This is a genomic window from Kitasatospora sp. NPDC034035 (assembly GCF_055575755.1).
The window spans coordinates 1-14762 of sequence record NZ_JBVISA010000034.1 but is presented as its reverse complement, the minus strand read 5'-3'; the positions used below and the strand labels follow the sequence as shown (position 1 = coordinate 14762).

Sequence of the window (14762 nt, the reverse complement as noted above, 5' to 3'; positions counted from 1 at the left end):
CGACGAACGGAGTTCGCCGTGCTGCAGCCGCTGCCCCCGGACAGCCGGCGCCTGATCGGACCGTACCTGACCCTCGCCCGGCTGGGCGCGGGCGGCATGGGCGAGGTCTATCTCGCCCGCAGCCCCGAAGCGGCGGGCCCGGGCAGCCTGGTCGCCGTCAAGACCCTGCACCCGGAGCGGATACCGGACGACGAACTCCGAGCCCGGTTCCGTCGCGAGATCGACTCCGCACGCGCGGTCTCCGCGGCCCTCCCCGGCACCCTGCTCGGCTGCGACCCGAGCGCCGAACCACGCTGGCTGGCCTCGGAGTTCATCCCCGGCCCGACGCTCGCCGAGGCGGTGGAGGCGACCGGTCCGCTGGACGAGCAGACCGTACGCGCGCTCGGTACAGACCTCGCCGGGGAACTGGGCGCCGTCCACGCCCAAGGCCTGCTGCACCGGGATATCAAGCCCGGCAACGTGCTGCTGTCCTCCGCCGGCCCACGGCTGATCGACTTCGGCATCGCGAAGCGCCTGAACGGCACCGTACTGACCTCGATGGGCAAGGTGATCGGCACCCCGGGCTACATGTCGCCCGAGCACCTCGACGGCGCGACCCGGATCGGCCCCGCCTCGGACGTCTTCTGCCTCGCCGCGGTGCTCGCATACGCCTCCTGCGGGCGCGGCCCCTTCGACGGCGGCCAGGCGCTCGCGGTACTGCACCGGATCGGCCAGGCCGAGGCCGACCTGTCCCGGGTGCCCGCCGGCCTGCGCGGCGTCCTCGCCGAGTGCCTGCGACTGCGTCCGCAGGACCGCCCGGACCTCGCCGAACTGACCGCGCTGCTCGGCGCGGAGCCGGCCGCGCGCGGCTGGCCCCCGGCGGTCGCGGAGCTGTGCGCGCGCTACGAGCAGGACGCCGCCCACCTGGCGGCGCTGCCTCTGACGCCCGTACCCGCCGCCCCGCGGGCACCGTCACGCCGACGCCGGGGCCCACTGGTGGGCGCGGCGGTGCTGGGGGTGGTGCTGAGCGTGCTCGGGGTGCTTCTCGTCCCCCGGTGGCCGGCCGACACCTCCGACACCGGGGCGCCCCCGTCCGTCAACCCCGCGCCCACCGGAGCCAGTTCAGGCCCGACCCCGCGCCCCGAGGCACTCCCCGCCGCCATGGCCGACGGAGATGCCGGGGCCAGCGGCGAGTTCGGCAGCGCGGCACTCGACACCGCTTCGATCCGGACGAGTTGGGCACCGTGGCACAAGGAGCTGGGCGTCCGCCTCGCCGGCTGCGCCCTGGGCGAGGGCCTGTACGTGTGCTCGCGCTCCGACGGCGGGCTGATCGCGCTCGACGCCGACAACGGCACGACCCGCTGGAGCCTCGATCCCAAGGTGCCGCTGAAGGGCCGGCTCGGCGATGCGACCGTCCGGGCCCCGGTCCTGGCCGACGGCAACGCCTACACCACCGACGGCAGCTACACCCGTGCGATCCGGCTGCGCGACCACACCGTCCGCTGGGAGAAGCCTGCCCGGGACGGCCGGACCGCCGTCGGTGTGGTGCTCGTCGGCAAGACCCTCGTCACCGACCTCGTCGACCCGACCAGCCCGCATGTCGGCGGCAGCGGCGCGGCGGACCACAGCGAGTTGCGGGCGAACGCAACCGACGACGGACGGGAGCTGTGGACGACACCGCTCGACTCCGCGGGTACCCTGCCGATCGCCCTCGACGGACGACTGTACGCGATGTCGGACCAGCGCCTGGTCATGCTGGAGACCACGGGCGGCACCATCACCGGCTCCACCGCCGCCGTCTGTACCGTCCTCCACGGGTACGGACAGTGGGTGGTCTGCGCCGACACCGGGGAGGGCAAGGTCTCGGCATTCGACGCCCAGCACCTGGACGGCGGCCGCACCCTGCTGACCGGCGCGGGCCCACACCTGGCGCTGGGCGCCAAGGGCCTGCTGGTCGCCGACGGGATGACCCCCGGCGCCCACTCGGCCGTGGACCTCGCCACCGGCCGCAAGCTCTGGAGCCACCAACTCCCGGAGGACCGGACCAGCAAGACGACGGCACTGCTGCTGGCGGGCGACAAGGCCGTCGAGCTGACGGTCGCCTCTCCCGGGAGCATCGACCTGACGCAGGGAGCGAACGCGGTAACGAGGCCCGTCTCGTTCCCGGACTGGCCCGGTAGTCGCAACGACCTGGGCGTCTCGGCGGGTCAGCCCTCCGCCATCCTGTCCGACGGTCTGATGTACGCGGGCTTCGCCGACGGGACAGTCCTGTCCGGCTACGCGCCGCAGTGAGACCCGGGCCGTCTCAGCCCAAGGAGGTCCGGCCGCCGCCGCCGTCCCCGAGTTCCGGCGGCAGGGCCTGCTCCGCGTTGAAGTACCGCTTCCCGGACATGCGCAGCGCCACGGTGTCCCCGAGCACCAGCCGGTCGGCCTCGCCGAACGCCACCCGCTCGCCCGGCTCGATCCGACGCGCCGGACCGGAGCCGCGCACCACCACCGTGCCGTTGCCCGAGCCGAGGTCCACCGCGTAGGCCTGCGGGTTGCCGCCGCCCGGCTTCTCCTCCATCGAGATGAGCAGATGGACCCGGCTGACCCGCTTGACGCCGGGCGGCGGGTCGAGCTCCTCCGCGCCCAGGTTGATGCCGTGGCGCAGCGTGCCGCGCCCGAGTTGCACCGCGTCGCCCACGCTGACCGGGAAGCGCAGGAACTCGCCGGCCGACAGCCCGCCCGGCAGGTCCGGGGCCGTCGCGTCCGAGACGACGAAACTCCGGGTCGTGCCGCGCGGCCCGAGCTCCTCCAGCAGTGCGCCGCACGTGCAGACGGCGCGGGCAGTAGTGCGGCTGACGGAGGGCCAGCCCAGCAGCCCGTCCGGCCACCTCATCGCGGTGTCGCAACCGAGTGCCGTGCACCGCCAGTGGCTCCGCAGGACGCGCTTGTGGTCGCTGTGCTCCGGATCAAGGCGCTGAAGGTGCTTGAGATCCTTGAACTCGATCGCCTGGGACACCCGGTACCCGGGCGCCGGCACGATGCCGCTCCGGTGCAGGCGCACCCGCCGATCCGCTCCCGTGGTCCAGGCGAGGATGCGGTCGGGCTGCTGCTCCACCCAGGGCTCCCTGCGCCGCAGGTCGGTGAAGAGGTCCGAGCTGATCACGTGTCGGCCCCGCTCTCGCGCCAGCCGCAGGAACACCGGGTCGGCGTAGGACACGAACCGGACATCAGCGAAACCCTCCCTCCGGGGGTTCTGCCGCAGCCGGAGCAGCCGCGCGCCGTCGTCCGGCGGCAGCGAATGCACCAGAGAGTTGTCCGCGACGAGGTCCACCGGGGCCTTCGAACCGAACTGCTCCCGCCAGGCGTCGCGGACCAGGAACAGCCGCTTGAGCAAGGGGTGCTGGCGTCCCAGCGGGGGGAGTTTCCCGGACCAGCACACATTGGAGACATCGATGACGACACCGGGCGCGTTGCGCACGCCTTCCCCCTACTCCCCGTCCCACCCCGACAGCGTGGGACTCCACGCCTCGACCGGGATGGTAGCCGCCGGTCCTCCCGTTTCGCAGAGCCCGAGCGGAAGTCGGGGCCGGGATAGAAGCAGTCGCTGCATCGGCCCGGGGCGGGAATGACCGGCCTGCTCTGCCAAACGCCAGCAGTTCTTCAGCTCGACGCCCGACAGCAGAGCGAGCACAAAGGCACGGGCGGTGGCCCGCGGCTCCACCCGCTTGAACCGGCCCGCGATCCGGGCCATGGTCTGGTCGAACATCGCCCGCCGGCGGCCGGCGTCCATGCCATGACCCGCGGCAATCGCGCGATCTTCAGGAGTCCACACAACCCGTGATTGCCATGCATGGCACCAGCGGTCGGTCGGCGGCCTGACGCAGCCCTGTGGAGGCTCACGAACCGGGAAAGAGTCGACCGAGGTGGTAGCGCAGAACGGCAGTCGCGTCGTCCGCCGTGCGCTGGCCGAGCAGGACGCTCAGGCCGAGGCCGGCAGAGACGGACAGGAGGACGACGGCCTCCTGACGGGCGTCCAGGTGCGGATCGGCGTCCCCGGCCTGTTGGGCGGCTGCGAGCTGGCTGATCAGGAACCCTTCCATCTCGTTGGGTGCCGCGAGGAACGGCTGGCCGCCGAGGGCGGGATCGGTGATGGAGAGCACCGCGTACTCGGTGTGGACGAGGTGGAAGATCCGGCTCTCCTCGTCGGTGGGCACGGCTTCGAGCAGGACCGCTTCGACGATGGCGCGCGGAGCCGGCGAGGAGCCGGCGGTCCTCACCCGGTCGCGGACCCGCTCGCCCATGCGCGCCGTCAGGCGGTTGATCGCGGCGAGCAGCAGCTGCTCCTTGGTGTCGAAGTAGTACTGCACGAGCCGCACCGAGATGCCCGCCTCGATGGCGACGGACCGCATGGTGACGGCGTGCAGCCCGGTGTCCGCCGCCGCGCGGAGCAGGGCGTCGATGATCTGGGCCCGTCGCTCCTCGTGGTCCACCAGCTTCGGCATCGGGTTCCCTCCGAACGTTTTTATGGTACAAACATACCATCAAGTCCTGCTGTTTCGCGTGTCGGGAGGGACCATGACCAGGACGAGCGTCGGACGTTTCGTCAGCGAGGAAGCCCGCGGGAAGTTCCTTGAGGCGTACGACCGTGCCATGGAGCTGTGGCCGGGCCCGCGCGAAGAACTGGACGTCGAAACCGGCTACGGCACCGTCCACGTCCACCGCTACGGGGCCCGGACCGGCGAGCCGATCGTGCTCCTGCACGGCCACGCCGGACACGCCTCCAACTGGTACCCGCAGATCGCCGCCCTGGGCGAGAACCACCCGGTCTACGCGATCGACACCCTCGACGATCCCGGCCGCAGCGTGCAACGCGCCGTCGCGGGCGGCCCCGAGGAGAACGCGGCCTGGCTCGGCGAGGTCCTCGCCGGACTCGGGCTGCAGCGCGTCCACCTGGTCGGCCTCTCCTACGGCGGATGGCTGGCCCTCAACCAGGGCATTCACGGACCCGAGCGCCTCGCGTCCATCGCCCCGCTGGACCCGGGCGGGATCGAGAAGGTCCCCGCGCGGTTCTACGCCCACATGATCGGCGGGCTGTTCGGAATGCTCGCCCCGCGCCCGTTCCGACCCGCCCTGGGGCGCCTGCTCGCCAACCCCGCCCTCAGCTCACCGCCCCAGATGATCGCTCCGCTGATGCTGGGCATGCGGACCTATAAGCCGAACACCCGTCCCGCGGCCCGACCGTTCACCGACGAGGAACTGAGCTCGATCCAGCTGCCCGCCCTCGTCCTGCTCGGACGCCGAAGCGCCCTGCTCCGGCCGCACCATGTTCTGAAGCGGGTCACCGCGCTGATCCCGAATGTTCAGGCCGAGATCGTTCAGCGGGCCGGCCACGGCCTCAACCTGGAGCGTCCCGAGCTGGTCAACGAACGCCTCCTGCAGTTCGTCACCGCACTCCAGCCCGAGCCCACCCGGAGCGAGTAACGCCACCTGCCGCTTCCCCTGGTGACAGTAAGCGCACTCAGCCACAACCCGCTTCGGGCACGAGATCGCAAAACCACACTGGAGTACTAGGCCGTGTCTGACAATTGATCTTGTGGCAGGTCGAGGTGAGTTGACGGACGCGGCGTGGGGACGCATAGAACCCCTGTTGCCGCAGGTGGACGGACGTGGCCGCCCGTGGCGTGACCATCGGCAGGTGGTCAACGGGGTTCTGTGGCGGTTGCAAACCGGGGCGCCCTGGCGGGACCTCCCTGAACGCTATGGGCCATGGCAGACCGTCTACGAGCGGTTCGCGCGCTGGGAATCGGACGGGACCTGGGCGAAGGCTCCTCGAACACGTCCAGGTCCGAGACGACGCGGTGGGCCGGATCGAGTGGACTGCCGCCGTCGACTCCATGATCAACCGGGCCCATCAGCACGCGGCCGGCGCCCGAAAAAAGGGGCCGCAGACGGGGACAAACTGGAAGATCCGGGCCGCTCACAGACCCGCCAGGCCCTAGGCCGGTCCCGAGGCGGACTGACCACCAAACTCCACCTGGCCGTCGACGGCCGCGGCCTGCCCCTCTCGATCGTGCTCACCCCGGGCAACGCCAACGACGCCACCGCGTTCGGCCAGGTCCTTGACGCCATCCGGATCCCGCGCCCCGGCGCCGGCCGTCCGCGCACGACACCGGACCGAGTACTGGGCGACAAGGCCTACTCCAGCAAGGCGATCCGCCACCTGCTCCGACGCCGGGGTATCGCTGCCACCATCCCCGAGCGCCGCGACCAAGAGGCCCACCGCCGGCGGCGTGGAGCCCTCGGTGGCCGACCACCTACCTTCTACAAGGAGATCTACCGCGAACGCAACGTGGTCGAACGATGCTTCGCCCGCCTCAAGCAGTTCCGCGCGATCGCCACCCGCTTCGACAAACTCGCCGACCGCTACCGTGCCGGAGTCGTCCTGGCCTCGCTGATCCTCTGGCTCCGGGAACCAGTCGGGTAATCACCTGGCGTCTCCCGGCTACCGTTGTTCGGCCGCTCGGCGAACGGCAGCGCGGATTTCCTCGTCGGGCTCGTTCCGTCTGAGCACGGCTTTGAGAGAAACCTGCGCTGCCTCACGCACCTCGGGATCCGGGTCGGAGAGGGCGCTGGCGATGATCGGCGCGTGTGCCACGGCGTCGGGGCCGAAGATGCCGAGGCCCTCGATCCCTGCGCGCCTGAACATCGGATCCTGTGCCGCTGTAGCCGAGACAAGTAGTTCCAGAGCCTCAACCGGTGTCTCCGCGCACAGTAGCGCAAGGCCGAACAGAGCCTGCTCGAACTCCGCGGTGTCGTGGCGGGCGGCTGCGGCGAGCCGCTTCAGCGCCTCGCTCACCGCCGACGGGCCGGCCGCACGAAGGCTAGCTCGTCGGCCCGGGGCGGGGCGGTGTCGTCGTCCATCCGGCCATCCTGCCAGGAACAGAATCCCGCTCCCCAAACCTGGGGAGCGGCTGGCCCGGTCGCAGCGAGCGACCCGCTGGGCCTTCAGACAGCGGACAACGTGGCCTCACGAGCAAGCCATATGATCATTTGTCAGACACGGCCTAACCGATAACCCCAGCTCAGACACACTGTGCCTGGTCACAATCAATGAGCGCGGACCGCGCTCGGTGTGGCCGGTTCTCGTGTCAGCCCGCGAACTCGTGCACGCCCCACCAACCGCTGGAGTCGTGGTAGAGGCCGACGCCGATCTGCGTGTAGCGGGGGTTGATCTGAGCGGCGTGGTGCCCCGGGGACTCGGTCCACATCTTCTGGAACTGCTCGGCGGCTTGTTCCCCGGTGAGCGAGGCGTCGCTCCACATCACGATGCACTCTCCGGTCAGCGTCCGGCTGCCGGTGAGGCTGGGTCCGGCACCGGAGGCGTTCTCCGAGTGGGCGAACCCGGTCTCGCGCATGTGGCGGGCCCAGTTCGCGGCGAACTCCGTCAGGTCGTTCTTGACGACGAGGGCCGGGACACCGTTGCGGGCACGCTCCTCGTTGATCAGCTTCAACGAGAGCGCCTCGGCGCTGCCCGCAGTCCGGTCCGGCCCGGTGGTGTCGGGGTTCGCCGGGGCCGGGGCCGGGGCGGATGTCGTGTGGCCGGGGTTCGCCGGGGTCCTGCCCGACGCCGCGCTGTCCGTGTTCGGCTGGGCCTTGGCCGGTGCTCCGGTCGAGGTCCGGGTCTGGGCCTGGGTCGGAGCCTGGGTCCCGTTCTGGCCCGGCGGTTGGGTCGAGGTCTTCGCCGTGGCCGGGCTGGAAGGGTCCTTGGTGGCCACCGGGGTGGTCGGTGCGGGCGGGGCGGGCGGCGGCGTTGTTTCCCGGCTGGCCGCGGAAGCGGACGCCGACGGGGAGGAGACGGCCGCCGCCGCCTTCGCCGGGGCGGCACCTGCCGTGTCCGTGACGGATCCGCCGTTCTGCGGACCGCACGCGCTCAGCGCGGCGCCTATGACTCCGGCGGCCAGGACTGCGGTAATCATCTGCCTTGGACGAACAGACTGCATGAAACAGGCTCCTTGGGTTCTCCTGGCCGCTTGGAGCGACTACGCGCCGTACCACCACGCGCGCCACCCCGACCAGCCGACGCCTCTTGCGCCGACATCACAGGAGACCGCCGGGCTCGGCGGAGATAACACCTATTGAGGAAACCGTGGTCTTCGCCACCCGGATGCTCTCCCTTCCGCTCCCTCGGGCTCCGCACAACTCTTTCGAGGACGCGGCGGTCCAACTCCTCGACGCCGCCGGGGAGTCCGGGCACCGGCTCCTCGCCTTCCCGGCCCGGCGCCCACCCATCGCACCTCAGGAGGACAGCCGTGACCGGTCCCGCCCCCACCCGGAGACACCGCACCCACGCCGCCCTGCTCGCCCTCGCCACCGCCCTTCCGGTGGCCGCCCCGGGCACCGCCCACGCCGAGCAGATCCCCCGCTACACCTCCGCCTTCGAACTGCGCAACCAGGCGACCGGCAAGTGCCTGGAGGTCGCCGACTGGCGCACCGACGACGGCGCACCCGTCCGCCAGTGGACCTGCCACGGCGGCGCCAACCAGGCCTGGACCGGGCTCCAGCCCCGGATCAACTTCTGAAACCGCTTCCCGGACGACGGCGCGCCATGATCGAGCGCCCGGGCTGTCCGAGCGGTGCTGCGCTTGCACCGCCGGCACCCTACGGAGTTCGCAGACGCCCGGAAGCGCGAACTCGACCTCCGTCGCTCAGGGAGTCACCAGGCCGATCCCGCCCGCCGAGTCAAGCTTGGATGTCCGTCGTGACGAGATCGGCTCCGCACGCGAGCACGCCCCGGGCCAGTTGCCTGGTCCGGGGCGTGCTCGGGGTCGGTTACCCGGTCAGGCGACCGTGAAGCTGTACGTGGTCGCGGCCGAGCGGTTGCCGGACGGGTCCGCGGCGGTCACCGAGAGGATGTGCGCCGTCCCGCCGACCAGCCCGGTCACTGGATGTCCGGCGTGTTGTGGAAGGCGTCCAGGGTGACCGCTGCGCCGTCGTCCAGTGTGTACTGGAAGGACGCGACCCGGCCCCGGTCGTCCGAGGCGCGCAGAGTGAGGCGGACCGTGGGGGCGCTCACGGTGGCGGCGATGGGGCTCGCCAGATTCGCCGTGCCGTTCCCGTCGACCAGCAGGCTGCCGTCCGCCCAGCGGTAGAACGTCTTCCACCCCTGGCTCGGCCGTAGACGGCGCCGTAGAGGGTCGCCCCGCAGTCCTGACGGGTGATCAGATCGGCCTTCCCGTCCTCGTCGACATCCGCGACCAGGGTGTCGGCGTTGTTGGTCCACCGACCGGGCGAGGCCCACTTGAGCACGCTGGGCGCGCCGAACAGCTGTGGGGTGTTGCCGGTTGAGGCGAGGAGCTCGGTTTGGCCGCCACCGGGTGTCTTGGAGTCGTACTGGTTGATCCGGTGCAGGACGACGTCGGCCTGGCCGTCTTTGGTGAAGTCGCCCGCCGTGATGTCCTCGACGGCCTTCCAACTGAAGGTCGGCTGGTGCAGGTAGGGGGACCAGGCGCGGCCGTCGGTGATCTGCGAACCCGCCGCGAAGCCGCCGCCGCCCGTGCCCTGATAAACGGTGACCGAGCCGTCCACGCCGCGTAGCAGTAGGTCGGCGAGGCCGTCCCCGTTGAAGTAGCCGGCGGTCACCCTCGCGGCGTCGTACCAGCCGTTGCTCCCGGAGACCAGCTGCTGCCCGGCGTCGACGCTGCCGTCGCTCTTGCGCCCGTAGCGCATGACGGTGCCGTTGGCGTAGCGCAGCACCATGTCCGCGCCGCCGCTGCCGGTGAAGTCGCCGGCCGTGCGGCTGACGGCGTTGGCCCAGGTGTTGGCGGAGCCGACGGTGGCCGGGCTGTCGAAGACCTGCGGGGCCGGCGGGGCCTGGCTGTCGGGGCTCCATTTCAGCGTGGCGCGGTACATCAAGTGGTCCTGGTAGCTGACGTCCTGGCCGCCGTCCGTCACCATGCCGGTGTCCGCCTGCGCCGTGGTGAAGTCGGCACTGCTGCTGAAGATGTAGTCGAACTTGCGGGCGCTCTGGACCGGGTTGGTCTACGAAGTGGTGGTCATCTCACCCGAGCGGCAGCTCGCGAGTTGGCGGCAGGCTGGGGCGAAGAAGGCCCGGCGGTCTTCGTGCACGCGGTCTCCGTGAATCCGCCCAGCGAGGATAATTGGAATATTGTATGCATGATGGCCCGTTCGGGTGAATCCGCGCATTCGCTGATGACATCCCCGCAAACCATTGACACTATCGAGAATAAGTATTTCGCGGGATAGAAGCCCGTGGAGTCACGCCCTCACTGGAGGTTCGCCATGACCAACTGCCCCGCTGTTGACGCCCGGGCCGCTCTCACGTTCCTCCAGAGCAGCCGGCTGATAAACATGGACACCACTCTGGAGCAGCTGGTCAGTGCGACCACCGCGCTCGGAGAAATCTCCGGCTATGTACTGGCCTGGGACAAGTACGTGCTCGTCGTCCCGTCCGTGGCCGAGGAATCTGCGCAGGCCTAGATTCGGACCGCTCCGTACCGGGGCGCGCCAGGCGAAAAGCAAGGCCAGGTGAAATCGACTCATCAGGGGGCGGCTGTGGCTGACATGTGGCGCATGGTGGAACACGGAGCGGTCTCCTGGCTGGCCGCGCACCGCACCCGCTTCGACCCTGACGCCGCCGATGAGGGGCGCGTACTGTTCGTCCGCAAGGCGCTCGTCGAGGTCGCGTTGCTGGTCGGACTGCGCGCCCGGGCGGAGTCCGGATCCTTCGACGACGCCGACTACCAGATGCTGTTCGACCAGGTCACCGCGGTGGCGGCTCGAGCCTCGTACCGTGAGCTCGTCGCACGCGACGAGCGGGCCCTGCTCTTGTATGCGGGCACGTATGCATCACAGCGGCTGTGCGGGCAGCGCGACAGCGAATTCGAGCGCCTCATCGGCCAAGCGGTCTCCGGGCGCTATGCGGCCTGTTTCGAGCGAGTTCCCTTCCGGCAGCTCGATCTGCTGCACACGCTGGAGTTGGCCGGAATCGATCACGGAATGCCGGTGGCCGACGCTGTACTGTCTTTCTCCCTGCTCTGCGCGAATCCGTCCGTGCTGAAGCTGAGCGATGGCGATATTTACGCGATCACGCATACTGTGTTCTACGCCACCGATTTCGGTCGGCGTGTCCCCCGGTGGCCCACCGGATTCGATCTGCCGCAGGCCGTGGAACTGCTGGAGGCGCTCAGCCTTCTGTGCCGCCAGAGGGAGAACGCCGACCTCGTCGCCGAATTGCTCTGCTGCCTGCTGTGCCTGGGGATCCGGGACTCACCCGAGACGGAACGGACATGGGCGTTTCTCGCCGATGTACAGGAACCCAGCGGGCGGGTCGCCGGGCCGGAGGGCGTCCTCCCGCCGGAACTCGAGAACGGCGATGCGGAATACCGAGGCTGGGCCACCGGCTACCACACCACGATCGTCGCAGCGCTGGCCGGCCACCTCGCCCGCGACGCAGCCGTGATCCGGCGGCCGAGCCCCCCACCTCCCCGGTCCGCCGGCAAGGGACGACTTGAAGCTGCGATCCGGCGTGCCATCGCCTGGCTGACCGACGACGCTCTCGAGTTGCCCTTCGACGACGCAGTTCCGGCAGCGGGCGCGGCCTCGCGAGCCGCACGCTCGGTGGGGGAGCCTCAACTCGCCGCCCGGACTCTCACGCATCTCGTGCAATGTGCCGAAAGCGCCCTCGCCCAACCGGTGGCCTGGGGGAAGCAGGGCGTCGACGCGGTTGCCGAGTGCGCGCGAGGCCTGTCGGCCTGCGAATTGGCCTGCGACTCCCTCGACCGGTTCCTGACGGACACGGCAGGAGCGCTCACCGGACTCACCGCCGTTCCCACGACCGCCGCCGGCGGAGTCCGGCGACTTCAGGACCTGGGCCGACTCACCGCGCAGCAGGCGGACTCCCTCCTCGCCTCCACGGACCCCGCGAGCCTGCTGGCCGAGGACCATGCGCCCGCGGTCACTGCCGTGGCCTTGGCGCAGTATGCCGACGGCCAACCGCTTCGCCTCGGCGACGACGCCTCCGCCTGGCATTCCGTCGCGGAGCGGTTCGCGGCCGCGCTGCCGACCGCCTGCCGGAGTTACCGACTCGAGGAGGTCGCCGCGCTCCTTCAAGGGCTGGGGGTGCTCGGCTGGGCCGATCACCGGATCACCCGCGACGGAACCGACTTCCTGCTCTGCCAGCAGCACCCCACCGGCGCCTTCGGCTACCCCGCGCGCGACGACCACCAGGAGCGGGCGACGGCGCAACGCATCTGGACCCGGAGTTGCGTCGTCGCCCTTTCATACCTGTACAACCTGTACGACGAGTGAGCACCCCACCGCTCGCCACGCCCGCCCGGTGCGGTTCCGCTGCGCTCCGCCCGCTGGACGTACTGCCAGTCGGTGGGACGGCGGATCTCCAGGCGGTCGGCGGTCTGGGAGGCCAGGAAGCGGCTTCGGCCGACGACCTCGCCGGAGAGATCGGCATGCACGCGATCCTCCAGTCGGTCCTGGGCAGCGGCGCGGGCTCCGATCTCGGCTGCCAGTAGACCTCCCCGATCAGCCGACAGCAGGGACCGGGATGGCCGGCTCATGCGGGAGAGCAATGCATTCGCATGTGCCCGGTCGAGCGCCCGAGTTGGCCGTTCAGAAGGTTGTGTTGCCGGAATCGCCGTCGCGGGTGACCTACTTGATGCTGCTGAGGAGGCGACTGCGAACTGGTACGCACGTTCAGGCGACCGTCCTCCATCCAGGCGATCGAGCCGTGGGTCTCCAGGTGCGCGTGCTGCACGCGCGGGGAGGAGTACGTGCCCTCGTGGATCACGTCGGCGTCGGCGAATCCGGCATCGACGTCACCGATGTGCGAATGGATCTCCAGCAGGATGTGGACCGGATCCCGGACGAAGGGGTCGTCCGTGCCGTGCAGCTGCGGCACCCCCTCGGCCATCGCCTCCTCGGGGTCGAACACGGCCGGCATGACGTCGTAGTCGACGACGCCCCTCCGGCAGCCCGCGTGCTGGTGACAGGCCTCGGCGGCGTCGGGGCCTGTTCCGCGCCCTACCACTCGGCCGATTGTCGATTCGTGATACAGCTAGGACAGCAGGGGTGGTTGGTGGCCGATCGGAGGGGAAGGCCCGTGACGGAGCAGCGAGTTGTGATCGTGACCGGGGGTGGCACGGGAATCGGCGCGGCCACCGCGAGGCTGTTGCGGGAGGGCGGCCACGAAGTCGTCGTCTCCGGGCGGCGAAGCGAGCCGCTGGAACGCGTCGCCCGGCAGACCGGCGCACTGGCCCACCCGGCCGACACGACGGACCCCGCCGCCGTGCGCGACCTCGTGGAGAGCACCGTCGCCACCTACGGGCGCCTCGACGGACTGGTGGTCAACGCGGGCGTCGGCCGCGGCGGCGGCGTCGGCGATACCTCCGACGAGGACTGGGACCTGGTGCTGCGCACCAACCTCACCGGCCCGTTCCTGACGATGCGCGCGGCCCTGCCGCACCTGCTGAAGGCCCGCGGAGCCGTCGTCGCCGTAGCCTCCGTCTCGGCGCTGCGCAACGGCACGCGCAACGCCGCCTACGCCGCCTCCAAGGCGGCTCTGCTGCAGCTGTGCAGCTCACTGGCCGTCGACTACGGCGCGAGCGGGCTGCGCGCCAACACGGTGTGCCCCAGCTGGGTGCGCACCGAGATGGCCGACCGCCGGATGGCCCGCTTCGCCGAGGAGGCGCGGCTGGGCGACGGCGACGCCGGCGAGGGCGCGGCCTACACCGAAGCCACCCGGCTGCTCCCGGCGGGTCGTCCAGCCGACCCGCGCGAGGTCGCCGAGGCCATCGCCTGGCTGCTGTCCCCGGCCGCCTCCTTCGTCAACGGCGCGACCCTCACCGTCGACGGCGGCGCCACCGCCCTGGACCCGGGCACCCTGCCCTTCGCCTACCGCATCGACCCGCGTGAGTCCGACGGCTGACCCCTGGCCCAGCCTTCGGCGCGGCTGGTGGCCCGGAATTCGGCGAGGGTATCGGAGAGGTGGTCGTGGACGGTCCTCGGGCTGCGTCAGCCCCTGCTCGGCGAGGTGGGTCGACTCCTGATCGCGGGTACGAGACGAGCGGCTACAGCAGGAGCCGATACCGGGCCCCGGACGCGGCCCCGGGGCACTACGTCGTCAACCTCCAGGAACTGACGGCGAGCTCCCGTCCGGCCCTGCCCTTCCGGGCGGGACGGGTTCGCGTGCGCGCCCCACAGTCGTCGATCGCTTCTCCCCGTCAGATCGCTTTCCCGGAACGTGAGTTAGTGGGATCACGTCACTTCCGGCAGTGACCTGCACCCTGCCGATGGGACCGTCGATGAAACCGCTGTCCGTCGCCGATCCGTGCGCGGTCGGGCCGCACCCCCTGCTGGCGTGCCTGGGCGGCGGCGGGATGGGGAGGGTGTTCCTCGGCAGGTCGCCGGCGGGTTGACCATCGCGGTGAAGGTGGTCCGGCCGGAACTCGCGGAGGACGCGCGATTCCGGCAGCGGTTCGCCCAGGAGATCGAGGCCGTCCGACGCGTAGGGATCGGGAACCCGGCCACCGGGCGAGGGACGCTGCGGGACACTTCGCTCACAAGAGCCCGTCAAGGTCTGGCACTCCGCGCAGCTATGCCCGCCGCATCGTCGGTATCCGTCCGACAGCCGTCGCGGACCTGATCCGCGAACGGCCGGTAAACGCGGGCGGGGTCCGGCACCTATGTAGGTGCCGGACCCCGCCCGACGGTGGAGCGCCAGGCCCGGGTCGCACGGACTCTTCCTACTGAAAGTAGGACGTGCT

At 70.8% G+C, this 14762-nt stretch carries 16 protein-coding genes and 1 pseudogene; 9 read left to right on the top strand and 8 right to left on the bottom strand.

What is annotated here, in order from left to right; translation table 11 throughout:
* The first annotated feature begins 18 nt into the window (after positions 1-18).
* Entirely contained in the window at positions 19-2271 is a 2253-nt protein-coding gene (locus tag ACZ52J_RS34465) for a protein kinase domain-containing protein (protein WP_465624409.1), read from the top strand.
* A gap of 13 nt (positions 2272-2284) precedes the next feature.
* On the opposite strand, the gene ACZ52J_RS34460 is transcribed toward ACZ52J_RS34465, so the two are convergent.
* The 3 genes and pseudogenes from ACZ52J_RS34460 to ACZ52J_RS34450 all read right to left on the bottom strand — a co-directional run bounded on the left by ACZ52J_RS34460 (position 2285) and on the right by ACZ52J_RS34450 (position 4469).
* Positions 2285-3445 carry an FHA domain-containing protein gene (locus ACZ52J_RS34460; protein WP_465624407.1) on the bottom strand — a complete coding sequence of 387 codons (1161 nt, stop codon included), beginning with the start codon at positions 3443-3445 and terminating at the stop codon, positions 2285-2287.
* A 117-nt stretch (positions 3446-3562) separates the two neighbouring features.
* Positions 3563-3718, bottom strand: a pseudogene (locus ACZ52J_RS34455) (IS701 family transposase); the annotation flags it as partial.
* Between the two features lie 145 nt (positions 3719-3863).
* Complete coding sequence (locus ACZ52J_RS34450; protein WP_465624405.1) at positions 3864-4469, bottom strand: TetR/AcrR family transcriptional regulator; 606 nt, start codon at positions 4467-4469, stop codon at positions 3864-3866.
* Positions 4470-4542: 73 nt separating this feature from the next.
* Between ACZ52J_RS34450 and ACZ52J_RS34445 the strand changes: the two genes are divergently transcribed.
* Both ACZ52J_RS34445 and ACZ52J_RS34440 read left to right on the top strand, forming a co-directional pair.
* Positions 4543-5448 carry an alpha/beta fold hydrolase gene (locus tag ACZ52J_RS34445; RefSeq protein ID WP_465624403.1) on the top strand — a complete coding sequence of 302 codons (906 nt, stop codon included), beginning with the start codon at positions 4543-4545 and terminating at the stop codon, positions 5446-5448.
* Positions 5449-5560: 112 nt separating this feature from the next.
* A complete protein-coding gene (locus ACZ52J_RS34440) occupies positions 5561-6451 on the top strand; it encodes an IS5 family transposase (protein ID WP_465624401.1) in 891 nt (296 codons plus the stop codon).
* 18 nt (positions 6452-6469) lie between these two features.
* Here ACZ52J_RS34440 and ACZ52J_RS34435 read toward each other — a convergent pair whose 3' ends face one another.
* On the bottom strand, positions 6470-6823 hold the full coding sequence (locus ACZ52J_RS34435; RefSeq protein WP_465624399.1) for a HEAT repeat domain-containing protein: 354 nt from the start codon (positions 6821-6823) through the stop codon (positions 6470-6472).
* Between the two features lie 292 nt (positions 6824-7115).
* Complete coding sequence (locus ACZ52J_RS34430) at positions 7116-7478, bottom strand: CAP domain-containing protein (protein WP_465624397.1); 363 nt, start codon at positions 7476-7478, stop codon at positions 7116-7118.
* Between ACZ52J_RS34430 and ACZ52J_RS34425 the strand changes: the two genes are divergently transcribed.
* A complete protein-coding gene (locus ACZ52J_RS34425; protein ID WP_465624396.1) occupies positions 7465-8106 on the top strand; it encodes a hypothetical protein in 642 nt (213 codons plus the stop codon). The two genes, ACZ52J_RS34430 and ACZ52J_RS34425, sit on opposite strands and share 14 nt — an antisense overlap.
* 170 nt (positions 8107-8276) lie before the next feature.
* On the top strand, positions 8277-8546 hold the full coding sequence (locus tag ACZ52J_RS34420) for an RICIN domain-containing protein (protein ID WP_465624394.1): 270 nt from the start codon (positions 8277-8279) through the stop codon (positions 8544-8546).
* A 359-nt stretch (positions 8547-8905) separates the two neighbouring features.
* Here the strand turns inward: ACZ52J_RS34420 and ACZ52J_RS34415 are convergent, their stop codons facing one another.
* A complete protein-coding gene (locus tag ACZ52J_RS34415; protein WP_465624392.1) occupies positions 8906-9040 on the bottom strand; it encodes a hypothetical protein in 135 nt (44 codons plus the stop codon).
* Positions 9037-9921: an FG-GAP repeat domain-containing protein gene (locus tag ACZ52J_RS34410; RefSeq protein ID WP_465624390.1), complete on the bottom strand. Its 885-nt coding sequence runs from the start codon at positions 9919-9921 to the stop codon at positions 9037-9039. Before ACZ52J_RS34410 ends, ACZ52J_RS34415 begins: the two co-directional genes overlap by 4 nt.
* A 345-nt stretch (positions 9922-10266) precedes the next feature.
* On the opposite strand from ACZ52J_RS34410, the gene ACZ52J_RS34405 reads away from it, so the two are divergent.
* The 3 genes from ACZ52J_RS34405 to ACZ52J_RS34395 all read left to right on the top strand — a co-directional run bounded on the left by ACZ52J_RS34405 (position 10267) and on the right by ACZ52J_RS34395 (position 12512).
* Positions 10267-10464 (top strand): hypothetical protein, encoded by a 198-nt coding sequence (locus ACZ52J_RS34405; protein WP_465624388.1) that lies wholly within the window; start codon positions 10267-10269, stop codon positions 10462-10464.
* Positions 10465-10548: 84 nt separating this feature from the next.
* Entirely contained in the window at positions 10549-12294 is a 1746-nt protein-coding gene (locus tag ACZ52J_RS34400; RefSeq protein ID WP_465624512.1) for a DUF6895 family protein, read from the top strand.
* Positions 12291-12512 carry a hypothetical protein gene (locus tag ACZ52J_RS34395; RefSeq protein ID WP_465624386.1) on the top strand — a complete coding sequence of 74 codons (222 nt, stop codon included), beginning with the start codon at positions 12291-12293 and terminating at the stop codon, positions 12510-12512. The genes ACZ52J_RS34400 and ACZ52J_RS34395 overlap by 4 nt, the downstream gene beginning before the upstream one ends.
* A gap of 41 nt (positions 12513-12553) precedes the next feature.
* Here the strand turns inward: ACZ52J_RS34395 and ACZ52J_RS34390 are convergent, their stop codons facing one another.
* Complete coding sequence (locus ACZ52J_RS34390) at positions 12554-12931, bottom strand: molybdopterin cofactor-binding domain-containing protein (protein WP_465624384.1); 378 nt, start codon at positions 12929-12931, stop codon at positions 12554-12556.
* Between the two features lie 168 nt (positions 12932-13099).
* Between ACZ52J_RS34390 and ACZ52J_RS34385 the strand changes: the two genes are divergently transcribed.
* Positions 13100-13924 (top strand): SDR family NAD(P)-dependent oxidoreductase, encoded by an 825-nt coding sequence (locus ACZ52J_RS34385; protein WP_465624382.1) that lies wholly within the window; start codon positions 13100-13102, stop codon positions 13922-13924.
* Positions 13925-14762 lie beyond the last annotated feature (838 nt).

What these genes read in the sequence shown, in the direction of transcription:
- ACZ52J_RS34410 (WP_465624390.1), bottom strand. Translation starts at nt 9,921, where the DNA reads ATGGTGACGGACGGCGGCCAGGACGTCAGCTACCAGGACCACTTGATG.
- ACZ52J_RS34450 (WP_465624405.1), bottom strand. Translation starts at nt 4,469, where the DNA reads ATGCCGAAGCTGGTGGACCACGAGGAGCGACGGGCCCAGATCATCGAC.
- ACZ52J_RS34405 (WP_465624388.1), top strand. Translation starts at nt 10,267, where the DNA reads ATGACCAACTGCCCCGCTGTTGACGCCCGGGCCGCTCTCACGTTCCTC.
- ACZ52J_RS34400 (WP_465624512.1), top strand. Translation starts at nt 10,549, where the DNA reads ATGTGGCGCATGGTGGAACACGGAGCGGTCTCCTGGCTGGCCGCGCAC.
- ACZ52J_RS34445 (WP_465624403.1), top strand. Translation starts at nt 4,543, where the DNA reads ATGACCAGGACGAGCGTCGGACGTTTCGTCAGCGAGGAAGCCCGCGGG.